This is a genomic window from Enterococcus sp. LJL51, from assembly GCF_049894025.1.
Lineage (GTDB): Bacteria > Bacillota > Bacilli > Lactobacillales > Enterococcaceae > Enterococcus_L.
On the sequence record NZ_JBNEQE010000002.1, the window covers coordinates 183,864 to 204,584 of the forward strand.

The following is a 20,721-nucleotide window of genomic DNA, read 5'->3' on the forward strand; positions in this document are numbered from 1 at the left end:
GTAGCGTTAAATCGTTGGATAGTGATTGAAGCATTCTGGCGCAGCAGCTATTTTTCTAAAGGATTACAACTATTTGTATGCTAATTGAACAATTTCGCTTAGTTACTATTAAACTAGTGCTAGTTCTAAGCTATTTAAGGGATGAATCCGTTTGCTGGACTGATTGACACAGAATTCTTGAAAATTAAGTTTTGTCTTAGAGTAGTGATTTTCAGAAAATCGCTATTAATAAAACCGGAAAATATGCTATAATGACATAATTAAGACAGGAGGTTGAACGCAGATGGAGCCTATTTCTAAAGAATTTGCACTAGAATTGCTAAAAGAAGATTCTAATAGAATCATGATGCTAATCCGCAATCAAAAGAACAGCCTTTGTATTTCTCAATGTAAAGCATTTGAAGAAGTAGTAGATACACAAATGTACGGCTTTTCACGACAAATCACATATGCTATTCGTTTAGGCATTCTCAGCTCTAAAGAGGGAAATCAGCTTTTGAGCAATTTAGAAAAAGAATTAAATCGTTTATATACTGAGGTTTATGAAGAAACACAGGATAAAAAAGAGATTGGCAGGGAGGTTTAAACTTTGCCAAAAAAGATAAAAAAAAGGCACCTGCTGGATTACAGTATACTGATTCCTTATCTGATACTAAGCTGTGTCGGGCTGATTATGGTTTACAGCTCAACATCTGCTCAACAGATGAGTAAAGGGTTGCCGGCAACAGGGCTGGTGATGAACCAGCTGCAATTTTGGATTATAAGTTTAGTAGCAATGTTTTTTATTTATAAAATGAAAACAACTGTTTATCAGAACAAAGGCTTTATTATGTTAGCTATTGCGGTTATTTCCGTGCTGCTTCTGGCTGTTCGTTTTACGAACCTAGGGGTCACGCTGAACGGAGCCCGTGGCTGGCTCAAAATCGGGCCTTTTTCAATGCAGCCGGCTGAATACTTGAAAATTATGGTTGTCTGGTATCTGGCCTACATTTTAGCTCGACGTCAGCAGTATATTGACAAGGAATTTAAAAAAGCTGTTCTACGTCCGATGCTGTTAATTGGCTTTCTGATTTTACTTGTTGTTATTCAGCCCGATTTAGGAAATGCAGCAATCTTAACCTTACTGGCAATTGTTATGCTTTTAGCCAGTGGAATTAATTATATGTATACCTATGTCATTGGCGGCGCTGGAATCTTGGGCAGTATCGGAATTATTGAGCTTTTGCTGCTTACCAAGGGAAGCTTTATTCCTAAAAATTATCAATATGTTTATCAGCGTTTTGAAATTTTCCTGAATCCGTTCAAAGATGAAAGAGATACGGGGCACCAGCTGGTAAATTCTTATTACGCAATGAGCAACGGCGGCTGGTTTGGCCGAGGCTTGGGTAATAGTATCCAGAAAAAAGGATTTCTACCTGAAGCTCATTCTGATTTCATTTTTTCAATTACGATTGAGGAATTAGGACTGGTTGTTTCAATGTTGATATTGGCTGTTCTATTTTTTATGATTGTCCGCATCATTCTGGTGGGGGTACGTTCCAGAAAACCGTTTAATTCATTGATGTGTATTGGGATTGGGGCAATGCTGCTGATTCAGGTATTTATCAATTTAGGCGGAATCACTGGTGTTATTCCATTAACAGGGATTACGTTCCCGTTTCTAAGTCATGGAGGAAATAGTCTGCTGATTATTTCTATCGCTATTGCCTTTGTACTGAACATCAGTGCAGATGAGAAACGTCAGAAGCTAATTGAAGAATATCGTCTAAGTGAGACTGATATATAAATAATTGAAGGTAAATTTTGATGAAGGTAGGAGTGAAAGAATGAAAAAAGTTTTAGTAGCAAATCGTGGAGAAATTGCCATTCGAATTTTTCGAGCCTGTACGGAGTTAAAAATCAAGACGGTGGCAGTCTATGCTGAAGAGGATGAATATTCTGTTCATCGCTTTAAGGCAGATGAGGCGTATTTAATTGGTCGCGGGAAAAAACCAATTGAAGCTTATTTGGATATTGAGGGACTGCTAAAAATTGCTAAGAAATCCGGAGCGGATGCTATTCATCCGGGATACGGATTTTTATCAGAAAACTTAGAATTTGCTCAACGCTGTGAAGAAGAGGGAATTATTTTTATTGGACCGAAAACCCATCATTTGGATATTTTCGGAGATAAGATTAAAGCGAAGGAAGCTGCCGTAGCAGCTGGTATCGCCTCTATTCCCGGTTCTGATGGACCTGTGGCAACTGTAGATGAAGTCATTGATTTTGGGAAAACACATGGATTTCCAGTCATGATTAAAGCTGCATTAGGCGGCGGAGGCCGCGGCATGCGGGTAGCTTATAATGAAAAGGAAGCAAAAGAAGGTTATGATCGGGCGAAAAGTGAAGCAAAAGCTGCTTTTGGTTCTGATGAGGTGTATGTCGAAAAATATATTTCTAATCCAAAGCATATTGAAGTTCAAATTTTGGGCGATCATCACGGGAATGTTGTCCATTTATTTGAAAGAGATTGTTCTGTTCAAAGACGTCACCAAAAAGTTGTTGAAGTAGCGCCATGTGTTTCTATGGATGATGTGCAGCGAAAAGCAATTTGTGACGCTGCTGTTCAGCTGATGAAGCATGTAGGCTATGTAAATGCTGGAACCGTAGAATTTTTGGTGGAGAATGACCAGTTTTACTTTATCGAAGTAAATCCCCGGGTTCAGGTAGAACATACGATTACAGAAATGGTTACTGATATAGATATAGTTGTTTCACAGCTGCTAATTGCTCAGGGATTAGATATTCATACAGAAATTGGTATTCCTAAACAAGAGAATTTGCGTTTAAATGGTGCTGCGATTCAGTGCCGGATTACAACTGAAGATCCCTTGAACAATTTCATGCCTGATACAGGAAAAATTGACACGTATCGTTCACCAGGTGGTTTTGGTGTTCGTTTAGACGTAGGAAATGCTTATTCAGGGTATGCAGTCACACCTTATTTTGACTCGCTTTTAGTTAAAGTGTGTACACATGGGATTTCATTTGAGAAGGCTGTTCAGAAAATGCAGCGCTGTTTGAAGGAGTTTCGTGTCAGAGGAGTTAAAACCAATATTCCTTTCCTGCAAAATGTAGTTAGTCATCCTGTTTTTCAATCAGGTGAAGCTCATACAACATTTATAGATAATACTCCGGAATTATTTGAGTTTCCAAGAGTCCGCGACCGCGGTAATAAAACGATGAAGTTCATTGGGGAAGTAACAGTTAATGGGTTCCCCGGAGTAGAAAAAACAGCTAAAAAATTCTATGAATCCCCTAGAATACCTGAAGATATGAATATCAAAAAAGACTTTGTAACTGCGAAGAATATTTTGGACGAACAAGGTGCGGATCAGGTGGTAGAGTGGGTAAAAAATCAGGAGAATGTTTTACTGACAGATACTACCTTCAGAGATGCCCATCAAAGTTTATTGGCTACTAGAGTCCGGACACAAGATTTTAAAGATATTGCACAGCTGACTGGTGAAGGGCTGCCAGAGCTGTTTTCTGCTGAAATGTGGGGCGGAGCAACCTTCGATGTTGCCTACCGTTTCTTGAATGAGAATCCATGGCAGCGTTTGAGAAAATTGAGAAAGCTGATGCCGAATACCTTGTTCCAGATGCTGTTCAGAGGTTCTAATGCTGTTGGTTATCAGAACTATCCTGATAATGTTATTGCAGAGTTTATCAAGGAATCGGCTAGTCAGGGAATTGATGTGTTCAGAATTTTTGACAGTTTGAACTGGATTCCTCAGATGGAAAAGAGTATTCAGGCTGTAAGAGATACCGGGAAAATTGCCGAAGCGGCGATTTGCTACACTGGGGATATAAATGATCCGTCACGTGCAAAATACAATGTTCAATATTATAAAGATATGGCAAAGGAACTTGAACAGCTTGGCAGTCATATCATTGCTATCAAAGATATGGCAGGACTGCTGAAGCCTCAGGCTGCTTATCGGTTAATCAGTGAGCTGAAGGATACAGTTAATGTACCTATTCATCTTCATACTCATGATACCAGCGGTAACGGAATTATTACTTACTCAGCAGCAACTAAGGCTGGTGTAGATATTGTGGACGTAGCAGCAAGTGCGATGAGCGGAGCGACAAGTCAGCCAAGTATGACGAGTCTCTATTATGCATTGGTTAATGGAGCGCGAACACCAGATATTGATGTGGATAATGCACAAAAAATTAACCATTACTGGGAAGATGTCCGGATGTACTATGCACCATTTGAAAATGGACTGAACGCACCTCAGACAGAGGTCTATATGCATGAAATGCCTGGCGGACAATACTCCAATTTACAGCAGCAGGCGAAAGCAATTGGTTTAGGCGACCGCTGGGATGAAATTAAGAAAATGTACCGTACTGTAAATCTGATGTTCGGTGATATTGTAAAAGTCACTCCTTCTTCTAAAGTCGTAGGAGATATGGCGTTATTCATGGTTCAAAACGATTTAACGGAAGAAGATGTTTATGCTAAAGGAGCTGAATTGAGCTTCCCTGAATCCGTTGTGACATTCTTCCAAGGAGACTTGGGTCAACCAGCGGGCGGTTTCCCTAAAGAGCTGCAGCGGGTGATTCTCAAAGGAAGACCTGCCTTTACCGAACGTCCCGGCAGTTTGGCAGAACCAGTTGATTTTGACAAGGTTCGTCAGGAATTAGCTGAAAAAATTGGATTTGAACCAAAACATGAAGAGGTTTTAAGCTATTTGATGTATCCGCAGGTCTTCTTGGATTATCAGACTTCCTATCAGACCTTTGGAGATGTTACACTTCTTGATACGCCGACGTTCTTCAATGGCATCCGTCTTGGAGAAACAGTTGAGGTGCAAATTGAACGCGGCAAGACCCTGATTATCCGTCTGGATGAGATTGGCGAGCCAGATATTGAAGGAAATCGTACGCTGTTCTTTAATCTGAATGGACAGCGAAGAGAAATGGTTATTAAAGACAACTCCATTAAATCAAATGTTCAAACCAAAAGAAAAGCTGAGCCGACAAATAAAGGTCATGTCGCTGCTACGATGTCAGGTTCTGTTTTACAGACATTGGTTAAAAAGGGCGACAAGGTTAAAAAAGGCGATCCATTAATGATTACAGAAGCAATGAAGATGGAGACAAGTCTTGAAGCACATTTTGATGGCGTGGTAGAGCATGTCTATGTTACCGAAGGTGAAGCAATCAGCTCTGGTGATTTACTGATGGAACTTTCAGAGAAATAAAAGATAGTTATTTGGATTTAAATAATAGGAGGATTAAATGAGACGATATTTAGCTTTTTTCGCAGTACTCTTTTCAGTATTTGTTATTGGCTATCTAGAACCTGTATTTTTTCCTTCTGAAAAAGCCGAAGTCACTGTAAATCAAAATGGGAGACAAAATGTCTCCCATACGGCTTTGCCTCACGAAGAACTGCCGGCTTCCGGTTTTTCATTATACATAGGAAAAAACAGTACGGATTTTGTTAAAGAATTTGGTGAGCCGCTGACTAAGTATGACACTGGCTTAGGCTATGAACTGTGGACATTTGGTGAAGAAGATTCTGAGTACATGGAGCTCAGCGTTTCAAATGGTAAAATAGCTGCTGTTAAAGCATTTAATGATACTGAGAATACAGCACCATTTGATATGGGAATGAATCTTTCAGATATATCAGAATTGACAACTATCTATTCAAATTTTGATATTGAGTATAATCAGGAAACCTTTTCTATAGAACTAATGGAAGAAGATATGAATTATCGGCCAATGATTGCCTTTGATAACGATACTTTCGCCATTCTGTTTTTTACTCATGGAAAAGATGTTTTATCAGGGGTTGTCTATTTGTCAAAAGAGTACTTACTAACGGTTATGCCTTATCAGCTTGCTTATGGTCAGAGCTTAGCTATTCCTATTGGGGAAACCAGTGCAGAGAGTATTGATGAGAAGCAAAAAACGATGACCAGAACAATTAATTTCCTGAGAATCAAAGAAGAATTACCTGCTTATGCAATTAATCCTGCAGTTGAACGAAATGCGGAGTATTTATATGCTTCTTATGAAGAATATATTGCCGATATACTAACAGTAGAGCGGCTAGAAGCTCTATCTCAAGTAAAAAGTGAAAGCTTAGGTGCTATTTCTTCTTCTTTTGCTTTTACAAAAAAAGAGTATGAAACCATGATCGCTAAAAGCAGCTTGACGATTCAGAAACCAGCAGGGGCATTCATGACCCCAGTTTATGATCCATCATTCACTGCACTTTTTTGGTTTTCTGATGGTGCATACTATCTGCGTTTTGCCAGTGATAAAAATGAAGACATCGGCATTGCTTTTTCTAAAGAAGATGTGTTAGTCTTATTACAGACTATTGAAAAGAATACTGATGAAACAGAGGAAAGTGGATAATTATGATAGTAAATGAATCGCTTTTTGATATAGAAGACCAGACTGCGGTATTGGTACAGTCTGTTTTAAATAGTGACATGATGGTCAGTTATAGAAAAAATAGAAATGACATGACCGGCTCTGATGAAGTTCAAGAGAAGCTAACAGGCTTTTTAGCAGCCAGAGCTGATTTTGAGCGAATTGAAAACTATGGTGCACATGCACCGGATTTTAGAAGCAAACAGCGGGCGCTGCGTCAGGCAAAACGTCAGTTGGATATGTGTGAAGAAGTAGCTGAGTTCCGCTTTTCTGAAACGGAAGTTCAGACAGTACTGGATAGTCTTAGCTCGGCAATCGCAAAAACAATTTCTGATGATATTAAAGTTGATGCCGGCAATCCTTTCTTCACCAAAGGTAGTAATCATGGATGTGGAGGAAGCTGTCATGCAAGTTAATGAAGAAAAAGAGTTGGCAATTCAGAAACGCAGAGGGTTAATTGTTTGGGTATATTCACTAAAACAATTGAAGGCTTTGAGAAGGCATGGATTCGTTCAATATGTATCACGCAGGATGAAGTACGTCGTTCTTTATTTGAATGAAGAAAATATCGAAGCAGCAGAAGAAAAAGTAAATAGTCTGCACTTCGTCCGCAAGGTTGAGCGTTCTTATCGTCCAGATGTAGAAATGAATTTTGCAGAAAAAATTGGTACGAAGGCTGCTTATCAGGTAGAAGAAGGCTTCGAAGTAGAAGAAATCAACACGCAGATTCGTTTAGCAGAAAATGTTTAAATTTGAAGAGATGAAAAATGTGTAGGAACTTCAAACATTTTTCATCTTTTTTCCATTAATCAAGGCTAAACTGACAAGAAAAGATAGTTTGTAAAGGATGAGCCTGTAGCCTTTTAGAAGGAGACTGGCATAGGAGAGGAAGAAAAAATGCGAGTAGTTGCAGGAGAATATCGGGGCAGAAGGTTGAAAGCGCTGGATGGAGAAAATACTAGACCAACGACAGATAAGGTGAAGGAATCAATCTTTAATATGATTGGTCCTTATTTTGATGAAGAGACTGTTTTAGATTTATATTCAGGGAGTGGCGGATTGGCCATTGAAGCAGTGTCGAGAGGAGCTGCTCAAGCATTTTGCATTGAGAAAAATTTTGCAGCCCTCAAGGTAATCAAAGAGAACATCGCTGTGACTAAAGAACCGGAAAAATACATTGTGATGAAAATGGATGCGGACAGAGCATTGGAAACCTTTGAGAGCGAACAGCGGAAATTCGATATCATTTTGCTGGATCCTCCATACGCCCAACAGAAAATTGCAGAACAGCTGCAGTTTATGGCTGAAAAAAAATTGTTGAATGACCATTGTATTGCTGTATGTGAAACGGATAAAGCCGTTGAACTGCCCGAACAGATTGATTGTTTGTTTAAATCCAGAGAAGCTGTTTATGGTATTACAAAAATAACAATCTATAGAAAGGAAGAGAGAGATGAGTAAAATCGGACTTTTTCCAGGGAGCTTTGATCCATTTACTATGGGACACTTAAATACAGTTGAGCGTGCTGCACTGATTTTCGATGAGGTTATTATTGGTGTGTTTACGAATACAACAAAGAAATCACTGTTCGGTCCGGAAGAAAAGGAACGAATGATTAAAGAAGCGGTAAGTCATTTGGCTAACGTTCGCGTTTTTCGCCAAGAAAACAAATTAACTGTTGAAACAGCTAAAGAGTTAGGTGCTGGTTTTTTAATACGGGGGATTCGAAATATTCAGGATTTTGAATATGAAAAGAATATTGCTTTGATGAACAGGCACTTACAGACGGACATAGAGACAGTTTTTCTACTTTCCGATGAGAAGTACGCCCATATTAGTTCAAGTATATTAAAAGAAATTATAACATTTGGCGGAGATGTTTCTGAATACCTACCGGAGGCTGTCAACCGATCCATAGAGAAATGAGCGATGAGCGATGAACGATACTGATACGAAGAAAAAACCTTCATTTAAACGATTTATTCCGTATATTTTTCTAGTGCTGCTTGCTTTGATATTAATTGTACCGATTCCTTATTATATCGAAGGTCCCGGCTCAACAGAAAATTTAAAGGATTTTGTGACAGTTGATGGAAAGAAGGACAAGGAGGATGGTGGTTTTTATCTAACGACGGTTAGTGTTAGAAAAGCAACCTTAGTTTCGGCACTCTTTTCACAATTTTCCGATTTTAGCGAACTGATTAGTAAAGAAGAACTGATGGGTACCAGCTCCAGCAAAGAGTATCAGCAAATTCAAAAATACTATATGGAATCTTCTCAAAATGCGGCGGTTGCTCAAGCACTGAGTCTAGCAGGGAAAGAGTATGAACTGAAATTTGATGGTGTATATGTTATGACTATTGAAAAAGAATCGGATTTTTATGGAAAGATTGATATTGGCGATATTGTCACAGGTGTAGATGGCAAAACATTTGAAAACAGTGAGGATTTAGTTGAGTATATTAAGAGTCAAAAGGTTGGACAAACTGTGAATGTAAGCTTTTTACATGACGGGAAAGAACAAGAAGCAGAAGGAAAGCTAATGGAGCTTTCAACTGATAAAAAGCCGGGAATCGGCATCAGCTTGATTGATCATACAGAAATAGATGCTTCAGTACCTGTAAAAATTGATGCAGGGAGTATCGGAGGACCATCTGCTGGACTAATGTTTACTTTAGAAATCTACGAGCTGTTGACACAGCAGGGGATACGAAAAGGACACCAGATTGCCGGAACAGGTACGATTAATTCGGAAGGTATAGTTGGGCGCATCGGCGGTATCGATAAAAAGATTGCTACTGCTAGTGCTAGTGGCGCTGAAATCTTCTTTGCTCCTGATGATGAAATATCTGATGAGGTTAAAAAAGAGAATCCGGATATAAAGACAAACTATGAAGAAGCAGTGGCAGCCGCTAAAAAGCTGGACACAAAAATGAAAATTGTACCGGTGAAAACAGTTCAGGATGCCTTGGATTATCTAGCCACTTTAAAAGAAAAATAAAGGTGAATATCCTGATCACTTCTTTTGTATTTCAAGATCATTGAGTGTTGACTGGATAAAAACTGAATAAAATTGTAGCACTTGGAACAAAACAGGAAAAACTGATTTTGTTTCAAGTGCTTTTTTGAAAAAATAAGATTTTGAATACTATAAATACGTGAACGCAAATGATAAAAAATACGATAACCAAAGGCAAAACGCTTGCTTTCCTTACTCTTGTTGTTTGGCCCGTTTGTCACACAATTGGAGGAAGAATAATGAAAAGCATTCGTGATTCTTTGTTTGTGTTTCAATACTCAAAAAAGTGCTGGCAGATTCTCCATTTGAAATTTCTGCCAGCACAAAATAGTATAAAGCCTCTTTTGTTGAAGTATTTACTAGGAGTAGACAAGAAGAAATAGGGTGTTTAGCGCAAAATTTTTAAAATAATAAAACTTAAAAGGACCAAAGTTTAAAAAAATACCAAGGATTAGGAAAATGACTATCAGAATGGCAACATGGATAAAGTGTGTAACAGCTGGTAACCAAGCTGAAAATTGTTTACAAAAAAATCAAATCTTCTTTTTCTATAAGTGTTTTCTACAATTGGAATAGGGTGCAAAGTAGTTGTCTTTTCAAATTGATTTAGTAATATTTTAGCATCCGTTTCATCCAATAGTTCTGAAAAAATGTGATTACTACATTCAAAGTCAAAAAAATAGGTGTGTAAGGGTGTTTTTTTTGGTGGAAAAGACGTTCCCCAATCGAAATAACTAAGAGTATTTTTCTTCAAAGTTATTTTTTTGATTTCTTCGTAGGGATAGCTGTAAAATAGTTCTTCGTCCAAATATTCAATAATTGTCATGAAAATGATTCGCTGATTCGTAAGTATCAATAAACGATTACCTCTAAGATCATGGAATTCTCGTACATATTTCTTTGCTTTTTCACTTTTCGGATGGTAGGCACCTATAATGCCTAGACTCATAAAGGAAGTATTAGCACCGTCTGTTGTCAAAGGGAGAAGTGTTTGTAGAGTCTCGTCTTTTTTAAAGTAGGTGCTGCTTAAAGATTCTGTTAGCTCACGTAAAAAAATGTACATACGTGTTTGTTTGTACAGCTCTTTTTTTCTTTTCTTTGAAAATGAATTAGTATCAAGTGAGTGACTGTTAAGATTTCTGACCGATTTTATAAATATATTTCCCATGATTTATCCCCCCTATATTGAGATAGGGGTTTCTTACGCTATAAAAATTTTTGGGAAAATAGATTTTATTCCACTACAACCTTGTCTAAGTCAGGTTCATTTCCTTGGCCTGCAATCCGTGATTCGATTTCTGGTTTGCTTAGGAGTGTGTCTCCTATTTCAGCTAAAACAGCTTCTTCGTTTTCAATTTGTTCTTCAACTTCATGGATTTTTGATGAAGAGTCAACGATTTCTTGAATCACTTCTTCTGACTGAGTATCTAAATCCATAGGTGCATTTTCAAGTGGTAGATTACTAGGAGTTTCTCCTCCTGGCAAGATAGCAAGTTCTCCATCCAAAACAAAAGTAAGAAAAACATAGGTTTTTCCATTTTCAGGAATGATATCATCTTCAATGAGTGTGATAAATTTACCTTTTTCTGGTCCATCACCAAATCCGAAGAAATCTCTAGATGCTTTAATCGTTTCGTTTATTGGAAGTTCTCCTCTCAGATTTTCTAGCACTTTCAGTTCAAAAATAGTTTTCGGTGTACTGGCAATTAGTTCACCTTTTTCATCGTATAGTGGATCAGGATAAACTGTTTCCATATTTTCTACTGTTGCAACAAAAACATTGTCAGCTTCTAAAACTTTTCCTTCATAAGTAGGTGCTCCCATATAAGAACTTTCTAGAACACTGATTGAAAGTGATTCGTCTCGAGTGTTTACATCATTTTGGTTTTCCAATCCCAGAGATGCCAAAATATCTTTTTTCTCTGAAGTGTCAGTTGTCGTACTTTCATCCGTTGTTGGAGCTCCTTCTTTTTTCTCATTTCCACATGCAGAAAGAGAGAAGACAACTAAACTTAAAATTATAAATGAATTTAATTTAGTTATTCTCATTATTTCACCTCTACCATCTTTTTTTAGAAGCAATTAAGCCTGCTTTATCGTCCGCGGTTGGTACATTATTCACTATACCAGATCCAAAACTGCCATACATAACATTTTTAGGACCACTTGAATGCCAAATTCCTAGCGCATGCCCAAACTCATGAGTCGCAATCATAAAGCTAAATTCCTCTGTATAAGGGTGATTACTTCGAATCATATAATAATCGTTAAATTCTATCGTTCTACTAGTTGCTGATGTAACCCCTCCAACTTTATTAGCGCCCTTATTAACATCATAAAGTCTTACATTAGCGGCATTATCCATTCGTTGAATAGTTCCTGGAGCTTGATTGTTCCAGTGAATATCAGCATGAGCAACTTGTAAACTATGTTTAGTGCCTGGCTGATTATACCTTAAAATTTTATTGGATCCCCCTAACCAATAGTTCCATAATGCATATGCTTCCCCTTTTACTGGAAAAGCAAATAGTAATAGCATAGCAACAAACATTGTTATTAATAACTTTTTAATAAGTCCTCCTTGATATAAAATAAATCACACACTATGTCGTTTTATAGTAATTGAAGTATCAAATTAAGTCAAGCTCAAATGTTATATTTAGTCTGTAATACATGAATAAATGTTGTTAATTAATTCATGAGACGATTTATATATATATCAAAATTTCTAAATATTAATAGAGACAACAAGAAAAGTGACAGCATGAAGGAATGACTTAGTGGTTGGAATAGGGAGCATTTGCTAAAAGGATAATAAGAAACCCTGCTTCTTTTGAGGCAAGGAATACATAGAGTGAAAGCTTTTTGGGAAAATTTTGAGAGGATATTATTATTATTTTTGATATAATATATAGGAACTTTGAATAATATCTAAAAGCAGGAATAATCAAACTTGTAGTTGAAATTTGTTTAGTCATCTGTTTTAATTAATGTACAAGCAGTTAGTTAAAGGAAAGGAGCTTGTATTGTGGATATTAGTAAATTTCCTGCCGAAGCATACATTCAAAGTGCTAATCCTGAACTCGGAAGCAGTTGCCCGGTAGTTATATATGCAAATAACGAGCAATTTATCATGAAAAATCAATATAGTGAAGAGCACGCTACAGTTTTAGATGCTTGTTTCTTTCAAGAATTATTATGTAGTTTTTTAGCACTTAAACTAGATATACCTACTCCAGAATTTGTAGTGCTTCAGATAGATAAAGACTTTTTAGACAATAATCCTGAATTGAGATTTCAGCATAAGATAAAAGAAGGCTGCTACTTTGCTACTAAAATAATCCCAAACGTCGAGAACAATCTATTAAAAAACTTTGTATTAGCAAAGCAAAACGGACAACCAAGAATAATGTATTCATGGAATAAGTTTTTTAAAAATATTAAGAATGAGATAGCAATCCCCAGAATTATTACTTTTGATATGTTAATATCTAATTATGATAGATATGGAAATGAAGGGAATATTTTGGTAGCAAAAAATGAAAATGAGGAGCGCCACATATATGCGATTGATCATGGGCATGCTTTTTTTGGTCCTTTTTACAAGAATCAATTAATTGAGAAAAAAAAACTTCTTAGTTCTAATAACGATCCTAATAATTTTATTCCATTCCATTTAAAATTACTATTAGATACTGGTCAAAATCAGCTCAACTTAGGTCCTATTTTTTCTGGTTTGGAACAAAATATCCACTTTGAAAGTAACCCTTTTAAAGATATAATATATGATATAGAAAATATAAATGATTATGAGATTGTAGAAATGTTAAAAGACATTCCGGAAGAATGGGTATCTTTAGGAGATTCACAAAAAAATGATTATCTAAATTTCCTGAGTAGACAAAAGCTGTTAGTCAGGCATATAATAGATCAACTGGCACTTCGAGATGCTTTTACCAACCATACAGGAGGTGTGTTACAATGGACAACAAAAGGAGAGTCCTCTGGTACAGTATAATTAACTACTATTCTAATGTGATTCGTGGGGAACAACTTAATGTTGGCTTACTTGTCAATGTACCCGATAAGGGAGAATTCTATGTGAATTTTCTATCTGAAAATAATAGTAAATTGAAATCAATTGTAATTAACAAACATGATAGGTTGGTTTATAAAAGTGGTCTTTCCTATTTAAAATATCTATTTGATTCAATCAATAATAACGATTTGTCGTTTTCAGTAAGCCCTGTTTCTCCTGATTTTATATCAATTGTAAAATCTTTTGAACTTCCAACTGGATTCAATTTATCAAATCCAAAGTATGCTAAAGTCTCAAGTGTTGAATCGTTTATAGAGCAATTGAATAATACTTATATTGGAGAGAACTTTCTAAATGAGGAATATGGTAGTAATTCTATGATTGTTAAGAGAAAAGCTGCTTCTATTATTCAGGGACGAAAGAAACTTGAAAAAATAGTGAAAAGTAATATTCGAATCAAACCGATTAAGAATTTGTCGAAAACTTACACTATAGATTTTGGCTATTTATTAAAAAATAACGTTAACTTGATTCACGCTACTCCAGATAAATTGTCAACAGCTTATGATTGGTTAGAAAGAATGAATTTTATTACTGATAATTTCGATAATTCAGATCATATTATTCTATTATATGATTCTAACAGTGAAAGCAATCATGATGGTACGTTGAAGCATATGATTGAATATTTAGAATCTAAAGATGAAAGAGTATCTTCGAGAAATATATTTAGTGATGAGGGTAAAGAATTATTTGTCAACGACTTGAAAAAAATAGAAGAATTTGCGGGCTCTATAGAAGAGTTAGAAAAGATAATAGCTTAATTCGTGAACTTAGCCACTTCTTGGAGTGGCTTTTTTGTTCCGTGAAGCTTGGCTGAGAAGGGAAGACAGAACGAAATTTATAGGAGAAGCACACCACGGCGGACATGTTACTTATAGATATTAAAAAGAGGACTGATTATCAGCCCTCTTTGTTATTGTAGTATTCATTTTTATTTATATTAATTGTGTTAAAAGCTCTCGATACTTTTCAATTTCACTTATATCAATCCAACTAGTATTTCCATTGTTAATAGCTTTCAAGTACTCAATAAACCAACTAGAAACTGTGTTAAAATCATATGTGGACAACTTATATTTTAAAGAATCAACTATTAAGAATGCATCATGAAACCTCTTGCTTTCTAGATACTGCAAAATTAAATCATATGTTGGGATTGTTTTTCCATCTTCACTCATATTTTCTCCCAGCTCTATAGTCTCAATGTTCCTCTTCAAGAGGTATCCGAGGCCATCAACTGCCTGTTTAATTTGTCTTAAAACCCAGTCTTCTTCCAAGCTACTTACCTCCGTTCCTATAATTGTTTAAAGAATACCTATGATATTTACCAAGTACTATTTAGGAAAACAAGGCTTTTGACATGCTGAATAACATCAACGTAGGTATAAAAAATTATTGCACTTAAATTATGCATTTTAGTACGATTTTTGCGTTAGAGAAGGCGAGTATGTTCTAAATTTTGTAGTATTCCTTTTAAGCTCCCTAATAACAGTTGACGGATTTCTTTTGATTAAACGTCCAATTCTACGAATAGTGAATCCAAAATCATGATAGAGAAAGATCATTTCCCTCTCACGTATCGTAAGGTGTGTATATGAAGTCATAGCTGAATACCTCCTAGTCGATATGATTCGTCAACACCATTATAACAGGCTTTTCTACCTTCAAATTTTAGTGTTGCACTTAAATTATACATTCTAGTGGCATGAGATATTTTACCTGAAAAACTAGTTAGTTTTGACTACACTTTTTTGAAGTATAGTGAACTCGAATGATATTTAAACTTTATGAAAACACTGATATATAGCTATTGTGAAGCGGAGTGGGCACATATGGCTCTTGGATTTTAAAACTGCGTTTTTTATCAATACAGGTATTTTTTGTAATCGTTAAGACCCAGGTTTTCAAACTTCTTTTTGTTGCATTATAATGATTCATTTTTTTTATAGTTTATAAAAAACCTCATTTTCTGCTTCTCTACGATAATCACGTTCTTCAGGACGGTCTAGTATAGAATAGATTGTTTTCAAGATATCTTTGCCAAGATGGTCTATTAACAATTCAAGTCCTTTAAAATCCTGATTTTTTATCAGCTTAACAATCATCTCATCCATACTTTTCACCCCTTCTTACTTTATTATATGGTTGAGATCTTGATTTTTTATCAATACTAGAAAAAATTGCGTAAATTATTTTAGGAGGGAGGAATATGCAAGAATTTATTTTAAACCACCGCTATCAATTTATTGGAGGTAGTGCAGCGCTTATCTTGTTCATCATAGGTATATTCGTACTAAATCAGGAAAATACTACGTTAATCGATGAAGAGCTTTCATGGACAGAGACTTCTTTCAGTGCTAACGAAACTATCTCTTCTGAACTGCCGGTTACATCTCATGAGTTCTTCGTAGATGTAAAGGGAGCTGTGGCGAAGCCGGGAATTTATGAGGTAGAGGAGGGAATGCGTGTTTGGGATGTACTTCAAATGGCAGGGGGCTTGAAAGAAGAGGCGGACGAGAATCAGATTAATCTTTCACAGCGTGTTTCTGATCAGATGGTCATTTATGTTCCTAAAATGGGCGAAATCTCTGATTCCCCTGCATTCTTTGAACAGGCTGGTGAAGAGGCAGCAGAAGGAAAAGTAAATTTGAATACGGCAAGTGAACAGGAACTGATGACGCTTAGCGGTATTGGTCAAAAGAAAGCGCAGGAAATCATTAACTACAGAGAAGCACATGGTAAATTTAAATCTATTAACGAATTAACAAATATTACAGGAATCGGCGAGAAAACAATTGAAAAACTTAAAGACGATATTTTTGTTTCATAAAAATAAATTGTAAAGACTATTGACGGCGTTTTTTTATTCACGTACTATTTAACTATATAAATTCCATTAATAATCTATTTTGTTTCTTTTAAAAAGAAAATGGATAGCCTGACTCTTATTGAAAAAATACTTTCTAAGAATTCAATGGGATTTATAATAGTTATTTTTTCAGCAAAATATTTGTAAATAGCTAGGTCCGATTTATTCATTTCTTTGTTTCACAGTACTTTTACGATTGACTAGTACCTGTTACAGATAAAGAAATGAAGATTTATCTTGTTTCGATTTATATAGAAGGGAGAAGCTATGACTTTAGAAAGAATACCTTGGGATCAATATTTTATGGCGCAAAGCGTATTACTAGCTTTGAGAAGCACGTGTACACGATTAGAAGTTGGTGCAACAGTTGTAAGGGATAAGCGGATTATTGCCGGCGGCTATAATGGTTCTGTCAGCGGAGATGTTCATTGTATTGATGACGGCTGCTATATTGTAGACGGCCATTGTGTTAGAACAATTCATGCTGAAATGAATGCAATTCTACAGTGTGCTAAGTTTGGAATACCAACGGAGCATGCTGAAATATATGTGACTCATTTTCCTTGCCTCCAATGTACAAAAATGATTTTACAGGCAGGTATTAAAAAAATTCACTATTTGAAAGATTATCGCAATGATCCATATGCAGTTGAACTAATTACCAAAGCAGGAGCAACTGCCGAAAAAGTAACACTATCCAAAAAGTATTTTGCTGAACTTCAATTAGGAGAAGAAGATAGTACAGTCATTGACAGCGACAGTTAAACAGCTGAATAACTACTGGATTTTTCCAGTAGCTCTAGCTGTTTCCGTTTATTGTTTGTCTTTACAAAGAAGCTTTCTGACTGTAGGCATTTGTCTGCTGGTCCTACTCAGACTTTTATGCACAAGAAACCGTCCGATCATTACAGCGGGTTTTTTGTGCAGTTTTTTTGTTCTTTTTTTTTCAATAAATACCAGATTGCAGGAGCGCGCTGAACAAAAAGCAATTCTGGGAGATACAGTTTCTGTTTTATTTGTTCAACCAGATAAAATTAACCTTAGAGGTGATTTGCTTCAAATAGACGGAACCCTGATTAAAGATGAAAAAAAACTTGCTATTCGTGCATCCTATTATCTATCTAATGAAAAAGAACAGAAATTTTGGCTCAGGATGGATAAAAAGTTAAAGCTGCATCTATCCGGCACGCTGGAAAGTCCTGCTTCAGCTACCAACTTAAATGGTTTTGATTATCAGAAAATGCTTCGTTATCGTGGAATCAACCAAGTATTCACGATTAAAGAAATTCAGAGGATTACCGTAGAAAAGCCGCCGTTTTATCATATTTTTGCCTATTTGACCATAGTTAGAAAAAAAGCATTATTATATTGTGAAAAAGAATTTCCTGAGACAGCTGCCAATTATTTAAAGCTGTTGCTGTTCGGTGAAAAAAGCGCCCAGTCGGAACAAAGTGAACAGCTTCAATCCATAGGAATTCTTCATCTTTTTAGTCTTTCGGGTATGCACGTGTCATTTTATACAAAAGTTTTTAAATCAGCAGCGTTGCGAACAGGGCTAACAATTGAGTCCTTCTTTTGGCTACAGTTACTTGTCTCCTTTTTCTACGCAGGTCTTGCCGGTTTTTCTATCAGTGTATCTCGAGCATTGATTCAGAAAAATCTTATGGAAGGAAATCAGCGGTATCAGCTGCATCTTTCCGCTCTTGATATTTGGAGTATAACATTGCTGCTGGGTGTCTTATTTGATCCGTTTTTATTATTCACACTAGCTGGTCAATTCAGCTATTTCCTTTCTTTTGGTATTCTCTTTACTACTGAGGCGCTGAAAAAAAGCAACAAAGGAAACTATCTAATCAAGCAGCTTTTATTCTCTGGTCTTCTGTCTTTATATACTTTGCCAATTCTCGGTCTATCAGTCTACGAATGGCAGCCGATAGGAGTTTTGCTAAGCTTTCTGTTGATGCCTGTGTTTGAGTGGCTGCTTTTGCCAATATTAACGGCTGTATTTATCGCATCGACAATCTATCAGCCGCCAATAGTCAGCCAAGCTTTAGAAGCAGCATTGGTGCATCTAAATCGTTTTTTTGAATGGGTTGGCACACACAATATATTTACAGTTGTTATCGGTAGTATACCTCTATGGTTATTTTTTATTGAAATTGGGCTGATTATGACGCTTTTATATTATTTAGGAAAGAAGTTTTCGTATGCACTTTTGGCTGCTGGACTGCTACTGCTATTGTTAAACCAAAAATACTTTTTTCAGAATGGGATTGTTGCGTTTATTGATGTAGGCCAGGGAGACAGTATTTTTATTCAGAAGCCGTTAGCAGGAGAGTCAATTCTGATTGATACTGGCGGACGTCTAGCCTTTCCCAAGGAACCTTGGCAGCTCAGACATCAAAAAAGCAATGCAGCATACACGGTTGTGCCGTTTCTTAAAAGCCGCGGTGTAAAGAAGCTGGATAAAGTGATTATTACTCATAGCGATACAGATCATATGGGAGACTTGCTGGAAATAAATCATGCTATACCGATCCATGCCGTATATTTTGGGGCTGGGGCAGAGCAAAAAAAATCTTTTCAGGCAGTGCTTAGAGCTTTACGTAGTAAAGGAACACGTTGTTACCCGTTGCTAGCTGGAGAAACAGTTTTACAAAGCTCCTTTGACTTAAAGGTGCTGGCTCCCATTGAAGTTGGGAAAGGAAGCAACGATGACTCTGTAGTTATTCAAATGCAGATTAAAGGCCGTCGTCTGCTATTTACTGGTGACTTAGAAGAAGCAGGGGAACAACAGCTGATAACCAATTTTCCCACACTTAAAACAGATCTTCTAAAGGTTGGGCATCATGGCAGCCGCACATCGACCAGCTCTAAATTTCTGGAGCTCATTGCTCCGACAGATGCTGTTATTTCCTGTGGCAGGGAGAACAGGTTTGGACATCCTCATGAAGAAATTCTTAGTAGATTGAAGGAGAATAATATTCAAATCTATCGAACAGATCAACAGGGCATGGTTTATTATACTTGGCACCTTTTTACAGCTCTTTCTAAAGGAAATACGGTTTTAGATTCTGACTAGATTTTCGTAGATAGTAATGGTAGGATGAATAAGAGAAAAGAGGGATCTGATGAGTTTACAAACAGTTTTAAAGGAGATAAGGGAGAATAAAATTGCTCCGGTTTATTTAGTTTTAGGAACGGAAACCTATTTAAGCGAGCTGTTCAAAACAGAGCTTCTAAGACAGTTGTTTCAGCCGGAAGACGAGGAGTTCAATGTAACATCCTATGATATGTCGGAAACCACTCTTTCAATGGCGTTAGCAGAAGCTGAAACCTTGCCGTTTTTTGGCGACCATCGATTAGTTTTTGTGGATGATCCTTATTTTCTAACAAGTGAAAAGAAGGCCGGCGGTCCAGAACATGATTTAAAAGAACTAATGGACTACTTGGAACAGCCTTCAGATACAGCGATTCTTGTATTTTTAGCAAATGTTGAGAAGCTGGATGAACGAAAAAAGGTTACAAAACTTCTTAAGAAAAAAGCAGTGGTGGTAGATGTATCGCCGATGGATGAAAAAACTCTTCGGAATTACGTGCAGCAGACCATTCAAAATGAAGGCTATGACATTCAGCCAAAGGCTTTTGATTTACTCTTATATTTATCTGATTTTCAATTAACCAAGATTATTAGCGAACTTCAAAAGCTATTTCTGTTTGCCTCAGAAGACAAGAAAATCTCTGTAGATATAGTGGAGGAGTTAGTGCCGAAGTCATTAGAACATAATGTTTTCGACTTGACTGGGGAAATTCTTTCCGGAAACAGTGAAAAGGCGCTTCAAACGTATCAGGATTTACTTTTACAAGGAGAGGAAACAATTAAGCTAACTGCAATCTTACTAAGTCAAATTCGGCTGCTTCTGCAAATTAAGATACTAGCTCAATTAGGCTATCAGCAGGCAAATATAGCAGAGGCTTTAAAAATCCATCCGTACAGAATTAAACTTGGCATGCAGCAAAGCAAACGGTTTGAACTCACTAGGCTTGAAAAAATTTATGATGAATTAATTGAAAATGATTTTGCAGTGAAAACTGGAAAAATGGCTAAGGAATTGTTATTTGAGCTGTTTATATTAAAGATATCAACGCAGGTTCTTTAATAAAATACCGCTAATGCCATTTTACTAGCCGCCAAAATAAAATAATAAAATATAAGCTAAGCCTTAAAATGCTAACAACGACTTGTTGATTAGATTTAAAAGGCTTAGCTTTTTTTACAAAAAAAGAAG

General features: G+C 36.5%; 21 protein-coding genes and 1 pseudogene. 15 read left to right on the forward strand and 7 right to left on the reverse strand.

The genetic code is table 11. The annotated features are described in order from the left end of the window. Positions 1 to 283 precede the first annotated feature (283 nt). From ACPWSO_RS03070 to ACPWSO_RS03110, 9 genes are all read left to right on the forward strand, one after another. A complete protein-coding gene (locus tag ACPWSO_RS03070; RefSeq protein ID WP_426081331.1) occupies positions 284 to 586 on the forward strand; it encodes a YlaN family protein in 303 nt (100 codons plus the stop codon). A gap of 3 nt (positions 587 to 589) precedes the next feature. Beyond that, entirely contained in the window at positions 590 to 1,786 is a 1,197-nt protein-coding gene (locus ACPWSO_RS03075) for an FtsW/RodA/SpoVE family cell cycle protein (protein ID WP_426081332.1), read from the forward strand. A gap of 40 nt (positions 1,787 to 1,826) precedes the next feature. Continuing rightward, on the forward strand, positions 1,827 to 5,255 hold the full coding sequence (locus tag ACPWSO_RS03080) for a pyruvate carboxylase (protein WP_426081333.1): 3,429 nt from the start codon (positions 1,827 to 1,829) through the stop codon (positions 5,253 to 5,255). A gap of 37 nt (positions 5,256 to 5,292) precedes the next feature. After that, positions 5,293 to 6,423 (forward strand): CAP-associated domain-containing protein, encoded by a 1,131-nt coding sequence (locus tag ACPWSO_RS03085; protein WP_426081334.1) that lies wholly within the window; start codon positions 5,293 to 5,295, stop codon positions 6,421 to 6,423. Between the two features lie 2 nt (positions 6,424 to 6,425). Then, complete coding sequence (locus ACPWSO_RS03090) at positions 6,426 to 6,857, forward strand: YlbF family regulator (protein WP_426081335.1); 432 nt, start codon at positions 6,426 to 6,428, stop codon at positions 6,855 to 6,857. Further along, a complete protein-coding gene (locus ACPWSO_RS03095; RefSeq protein WP_426081336.1) occupies positions 6,847 to 7,191 on the forward strand; it encodes a YlbG family protein in 345 nt (114 codons plus the stop codon). Before ACPWSO_RS03090 ends, ACPWSO_RS03095 begins: the two co-directional genes overlap by 11 nt. A 147-nt stretch (positions 7,192 to 7,338) precedes the next feature. Then, positions 7,339 to 7,902 carry a 16S rRNA (guanine(966)-N(2))-methyltransferase RsmD gene (gene rsmD / locus ACPWSO_RS03100; RefSeq protein WP_426081337.1) on the forward strand — a complete coding sequence of 188 codons (564 nt, stop codon included), beginning with the start codon at positions 7,339 to 7,341 and terminating at the stop codon, positions 7,900 to 7,902. Next, positions 7,895 to 8,368 carry a pantetheine-phosphate adenylyltransferase gene (gene coaD / locus ACPWSO_RS03105; RefSeq protein ID WP_426081338.1) on the forward strand — a complete coding sequence of 158 codons (474 nt, stop codon included), beginning with the start codon at positions 7,895 to 7,897 and terminating at the stop codon, positions 8,366 to 8,368. Before rsmD ends, coaD begins: the two co-directional genes overlap by 8 nt. 10 nt (positions 8,369 to 8,378) lie before the next feature. After that, positions 8,379 to 9,443: a SepM family pheromone-processing serine protease gene (locus tag ACPWSO_RS03110; protein ID WP_426081339.1), complete on the forward strand. Its 1,065-nt coding sequence runs from the start codon at positions 8,379 to 8,381 to the stop codon at positions 9,441 to 9,443. Here ACPWSO_RS03110 and ACPWSO_RS03115 read toward each other — a convergent pair. From ACPWSO_RS03115 to ACPWSO_RS03130, 4 genes are all read right to left on the reverse strand, one after another. Further along, positions 9,416 to 9,736 carry a transposase gene (locus ACPWSO_RS03115; protein WP_426081340.1) on the reverse strand — a complete coding sequence of 107 codons (321 nt, stop codon included), beginning with the start codon at positions 9,734 to 9,736 and terminating at the stop codon, positions 9,416 to 9,418. The genes ACPWSO_RS03110 and ACPWSO_RS03115 overlap by 28 nt on opposite strands. A gap of 191 nt (positions 9,737 to 9,927) precedes the next feature. After that, on the reverse strand, positions 9,928 to 10,629 hold the full coding sequence (locus ACPWSO_RS03120; protein ID WP_426081341.1) for a PH domain-containing protein: 702 nt from the start codon (positions 10,627 to 10,629) through the stop codon (positions 9,928 to 9,930). Positions 10,630 to 10,694: 65 nt separating this feature from the next. After that, entirely contained in the window at positions 10,695 to 11,510 is an 816-nt protein-coding gene (locus ACPWSO_RS03125; RefSeq protein WP_426081342.1) for a hypothetical protein, read from the reverse strand. A gap of 10 nt (positions 11,511 to 11,520) precedes the next feature. Then, positions 11,521 to 12,012, reverse strand: a complete 492-nt coding sequence (locus tag ACPWSO_RS03130) for a matrixin family metalloprotease (protein WP_426081343.1) — start codon at positions 12,010 to 12,012, stop codon at positions 11,521 to 11,523. A gap of 477 nt (positions 12,013 to 12,489) precedes the next feature. On the opposite strand from ACPWSO_RS03130, the gene ACPWSO_RS03135 reads away from it, so the two are divergent. Then, the gene (locus ACPWSO_RS03135) at positions 12,490 to 13,479 is read left to right on the forward strand and encodes a HipA family kinase (RefSeq protein WP_426081344.1); all 990 of its coding nucleotides are present in this window, start codon (positions 12,490 to 12,492) and stop codon (positions 13,477 to 13,479) included. Further along, entirely contained in the window at positions 13,443 to 14,324 is an 882-nt protein-coding gene (locus ACPWSO_RS03140) for a hypothetical protein (RefSeq protein WP_426081345.1), read from the forward strand. The genes ACPWSO_RS03135 and ACPWSO_RS03140 overlap by 37 nt, the downstream gene beginning before the upstream one ends. A 174-nt stretch (positions 14,325 to 14,498) precedes the next feature. Here ACPWSO_RS03140 and ACPWSO_RS03145 read toward each other — a convergent pair whose 3' ends face one another. The 3 genes and pseudogenes from ACPWSO_RS03145 to ACPWSO_RS03155 all read right to left on the reverse strand — a co-directional run bounded on the left by ACPWSO_RS03145 (position 14,499) and on the right by ACPWSO_RS03155 (position 15,677). Beyond that, positions 14,499 to 14,840, reverse strand: coding sequence for a hypothetical protein (locus tag ACPWSO_RS03145; RefSeq protein ID WP_426081346.1), 342 nt, complete (start codon positions 14,838 to 14,840; stop codon positions 14,499 to 14,501). 141 nt (positions 14,841 to 14,981) lie between these two features. Next, positions 14,982 to 15,167 (reverse strand): annotated as a pseudogene (locus tag ACPWSO_RS03150) (helix-turn-helix domain-containing protein); the annotation flags it as partial. Positions 15,168 to 15,506: 339 nt separating this feature from the next. Further along, a complete protein-coding gene (locus ACPWSO_RS03155; RefSeq protein ID WP_426081347.1) occupies positions 15,507 to 15,677 on the reverse strand; it encodes a hypothetical protein in 171 nt (56 codons plus the stop codon). A gap of 95 nt (positions 15,678 to 15,772) precedes the next feature. On the opposite strand from ACPWSO_RS03155, the gene ACPWSO_RS03160 reads away from it, so the two are divergent. From ACPWSO_RS03160 to holA, 4 genes are all read left to right on the forward strand, one after another. After that, positions 15,773 to 16,393, forward strand: coding sequence for a helix-hairpin-helix domain-containing protein (locus tag ACPWSO_RS03160; protein WP_426081348.1), 621 nt, complete (start codon positions 15,773 to 15,775; stop codon positions 16,391 to 16,393). A 306-nt stretch (positions 16,394 to 16,699) separates the two neighbouring features. Next, positions 16,700 to 17,197 (forward strand): ComE operon protein 2, encoded by a 498-nt coding sequence (locus ACPWSO_RS03165; protein ID WP_426081349.1) that lies wholly within the window; start codon positions 16,700 to 16,702, stop codon positions 17,195 to 17,197. 55 nt (positions 17,198 to 17,252) lie between these two features. Next, a complete protein-coding gene (locus ACPWSO_RS03170; protein WP_426081517.1) occupies positions 17,253 to 19,514 on the forward strand; it encodes a DNA internalization-related competence protein ComEC/Rec2 in 2,262 nt (753 codons plus the stop codon). A 49-nt stretch (positions 19,515 to 19,563) separates the two neighbouring features. Further along, positions 19,564 to 20,592: a DNA polymerase III subunit delta gene (gene holA, locus ACPWSO_RS03175; RefSeq protein WP_426081350.1), complete on the forward strand. Its 1,029-nt coding sequence runs from the start codon at positions 19,564 to 19,566 to the stop codon at positions 20,590 to 20,592. Positions 20,593 to 20,721 lie beyond the last annotated feature (129 nt).

What these genes read in the sequence shown, in the direction of transcription:
- ACPWSO_RS03070 (WP_426081331.1), top strand. Translation starts at nt 284, where the DNA reads ATGGAGCCTATTTCTAAAGAATTTGCACTAGAATTGCTAAAAGAAGAT.
- ACPWSO_RS03080 (WP_426081333.1), top strand. Translation starts at nt 1,827, where the DNA reads ATGAAAAAAGTTTTAGTAGCAAATCGTGGAGAAATTGCCATTCGAATT.
- ACPWSO_RS03085 (WP_426081334.1), top strand. Translation starts at nt 5,293, where the DNA reads ATGAGACGATATTTAGCTTTTTTCGCAGTACTCTTTTCAGTATTTGTT.
- ACPWSO_RS03090 (WP_426081335.1), top strand. Translation starts at nt 6,426, where the DNA reads ATGATAGTAAATGAATCGCTTTTTGATATAGAAGACCAGACTGCGGTA.
- ACPWSO_RS03095 (WP_426081336.1), top strand. Translation starts at nt 6,847, where the DNA reads ATGCAAGTTAATGAAGAAAAAGAGTTGGCAATTCAGAAACGCAGAGGG.
- rsmD (WP_426081337.1), top strand. Translation starts at nt 7,339, where the DNA reads ATGCGAGTAGTTGCAGGAGAATATCGGGGCAGAAGGTTGAAAGCGCTG.
- coaD (WP_426081338.1), top strand. Translation starts at nt 7,895, where the DNA reads ATGAGTAAAATCGGACTTTTTCCAGGGAGCTTTGATCCATTTACTATG.
- ACPWSO_RS03110 (WP_426081339.1), top strand. Translation starts at nt 8,379, where the DNA reads ATGAACGATACTGATACGAAGAAAAAACCTTCATTTAAACGATTTATT.
- ACPWSO_RS03120 (WP_426081341.1), bottom strand. Translation starts at nt 10,629, where the DNA reads ATGGGAAATATATTTATAAAATCGGTCAGAAATCTTAACAGTCACTCA.
- ACPWSO_RS03125 (WP_426081342.1), bottom strand. Translation starts at nt 11,510, where the DNA reads ATGAGAATAACTAAATTAAATTCATTTATAATTTTAAGTTTAGTTGTC.
- ACPWSO_RS03130 (WP_426081343.1), bottom strand. Translation starts at nt 12,012, where the DNA reads ATGTTTGTTGCTATGCTATTACTATTTGCTTTTCCAGTAAAAGGGGAA.
- ACPWSO_RS03140 (WP_426081345.1), top strand. Translation starts at nt 13,443, where the DNA reads ATGGACAACAAAAGGAGAGTCCTCTGGTACAGTATAATTAACTACTAT.
- ACPWSO_RS03155 (WP_426081347.1), bottom strand. Translation starts at nt 15,677, where the DNA reads ATGGATGAGATGATTGTTAAGCTGATAAAAAATCAGGATTTTAAAGGA.
- ACPWSO_RS03160 (WP_426081348.1), top strand. Translation starts at nt 15,773, where the DNA reads ATGCAAGAATTTATTTTAAACCACCGCTATCAATTTATTGGAGGTAGT.
- ACPWSO_RS03165 (WP_426081349.1), top strand. Translation starts at nt 16,700, where the DNA reads ATGACTTTAGAAAGAATACCTTGGGATCAATATTTTATGGCGCAAAGC.
- holA (WP_426081350.1), top strand. Translation starts at nt 19,564, where the DNA reads ATGAGTTTACAAACAGTTTTAAAGGAGATAAGGGAGAATAAAATTGCT.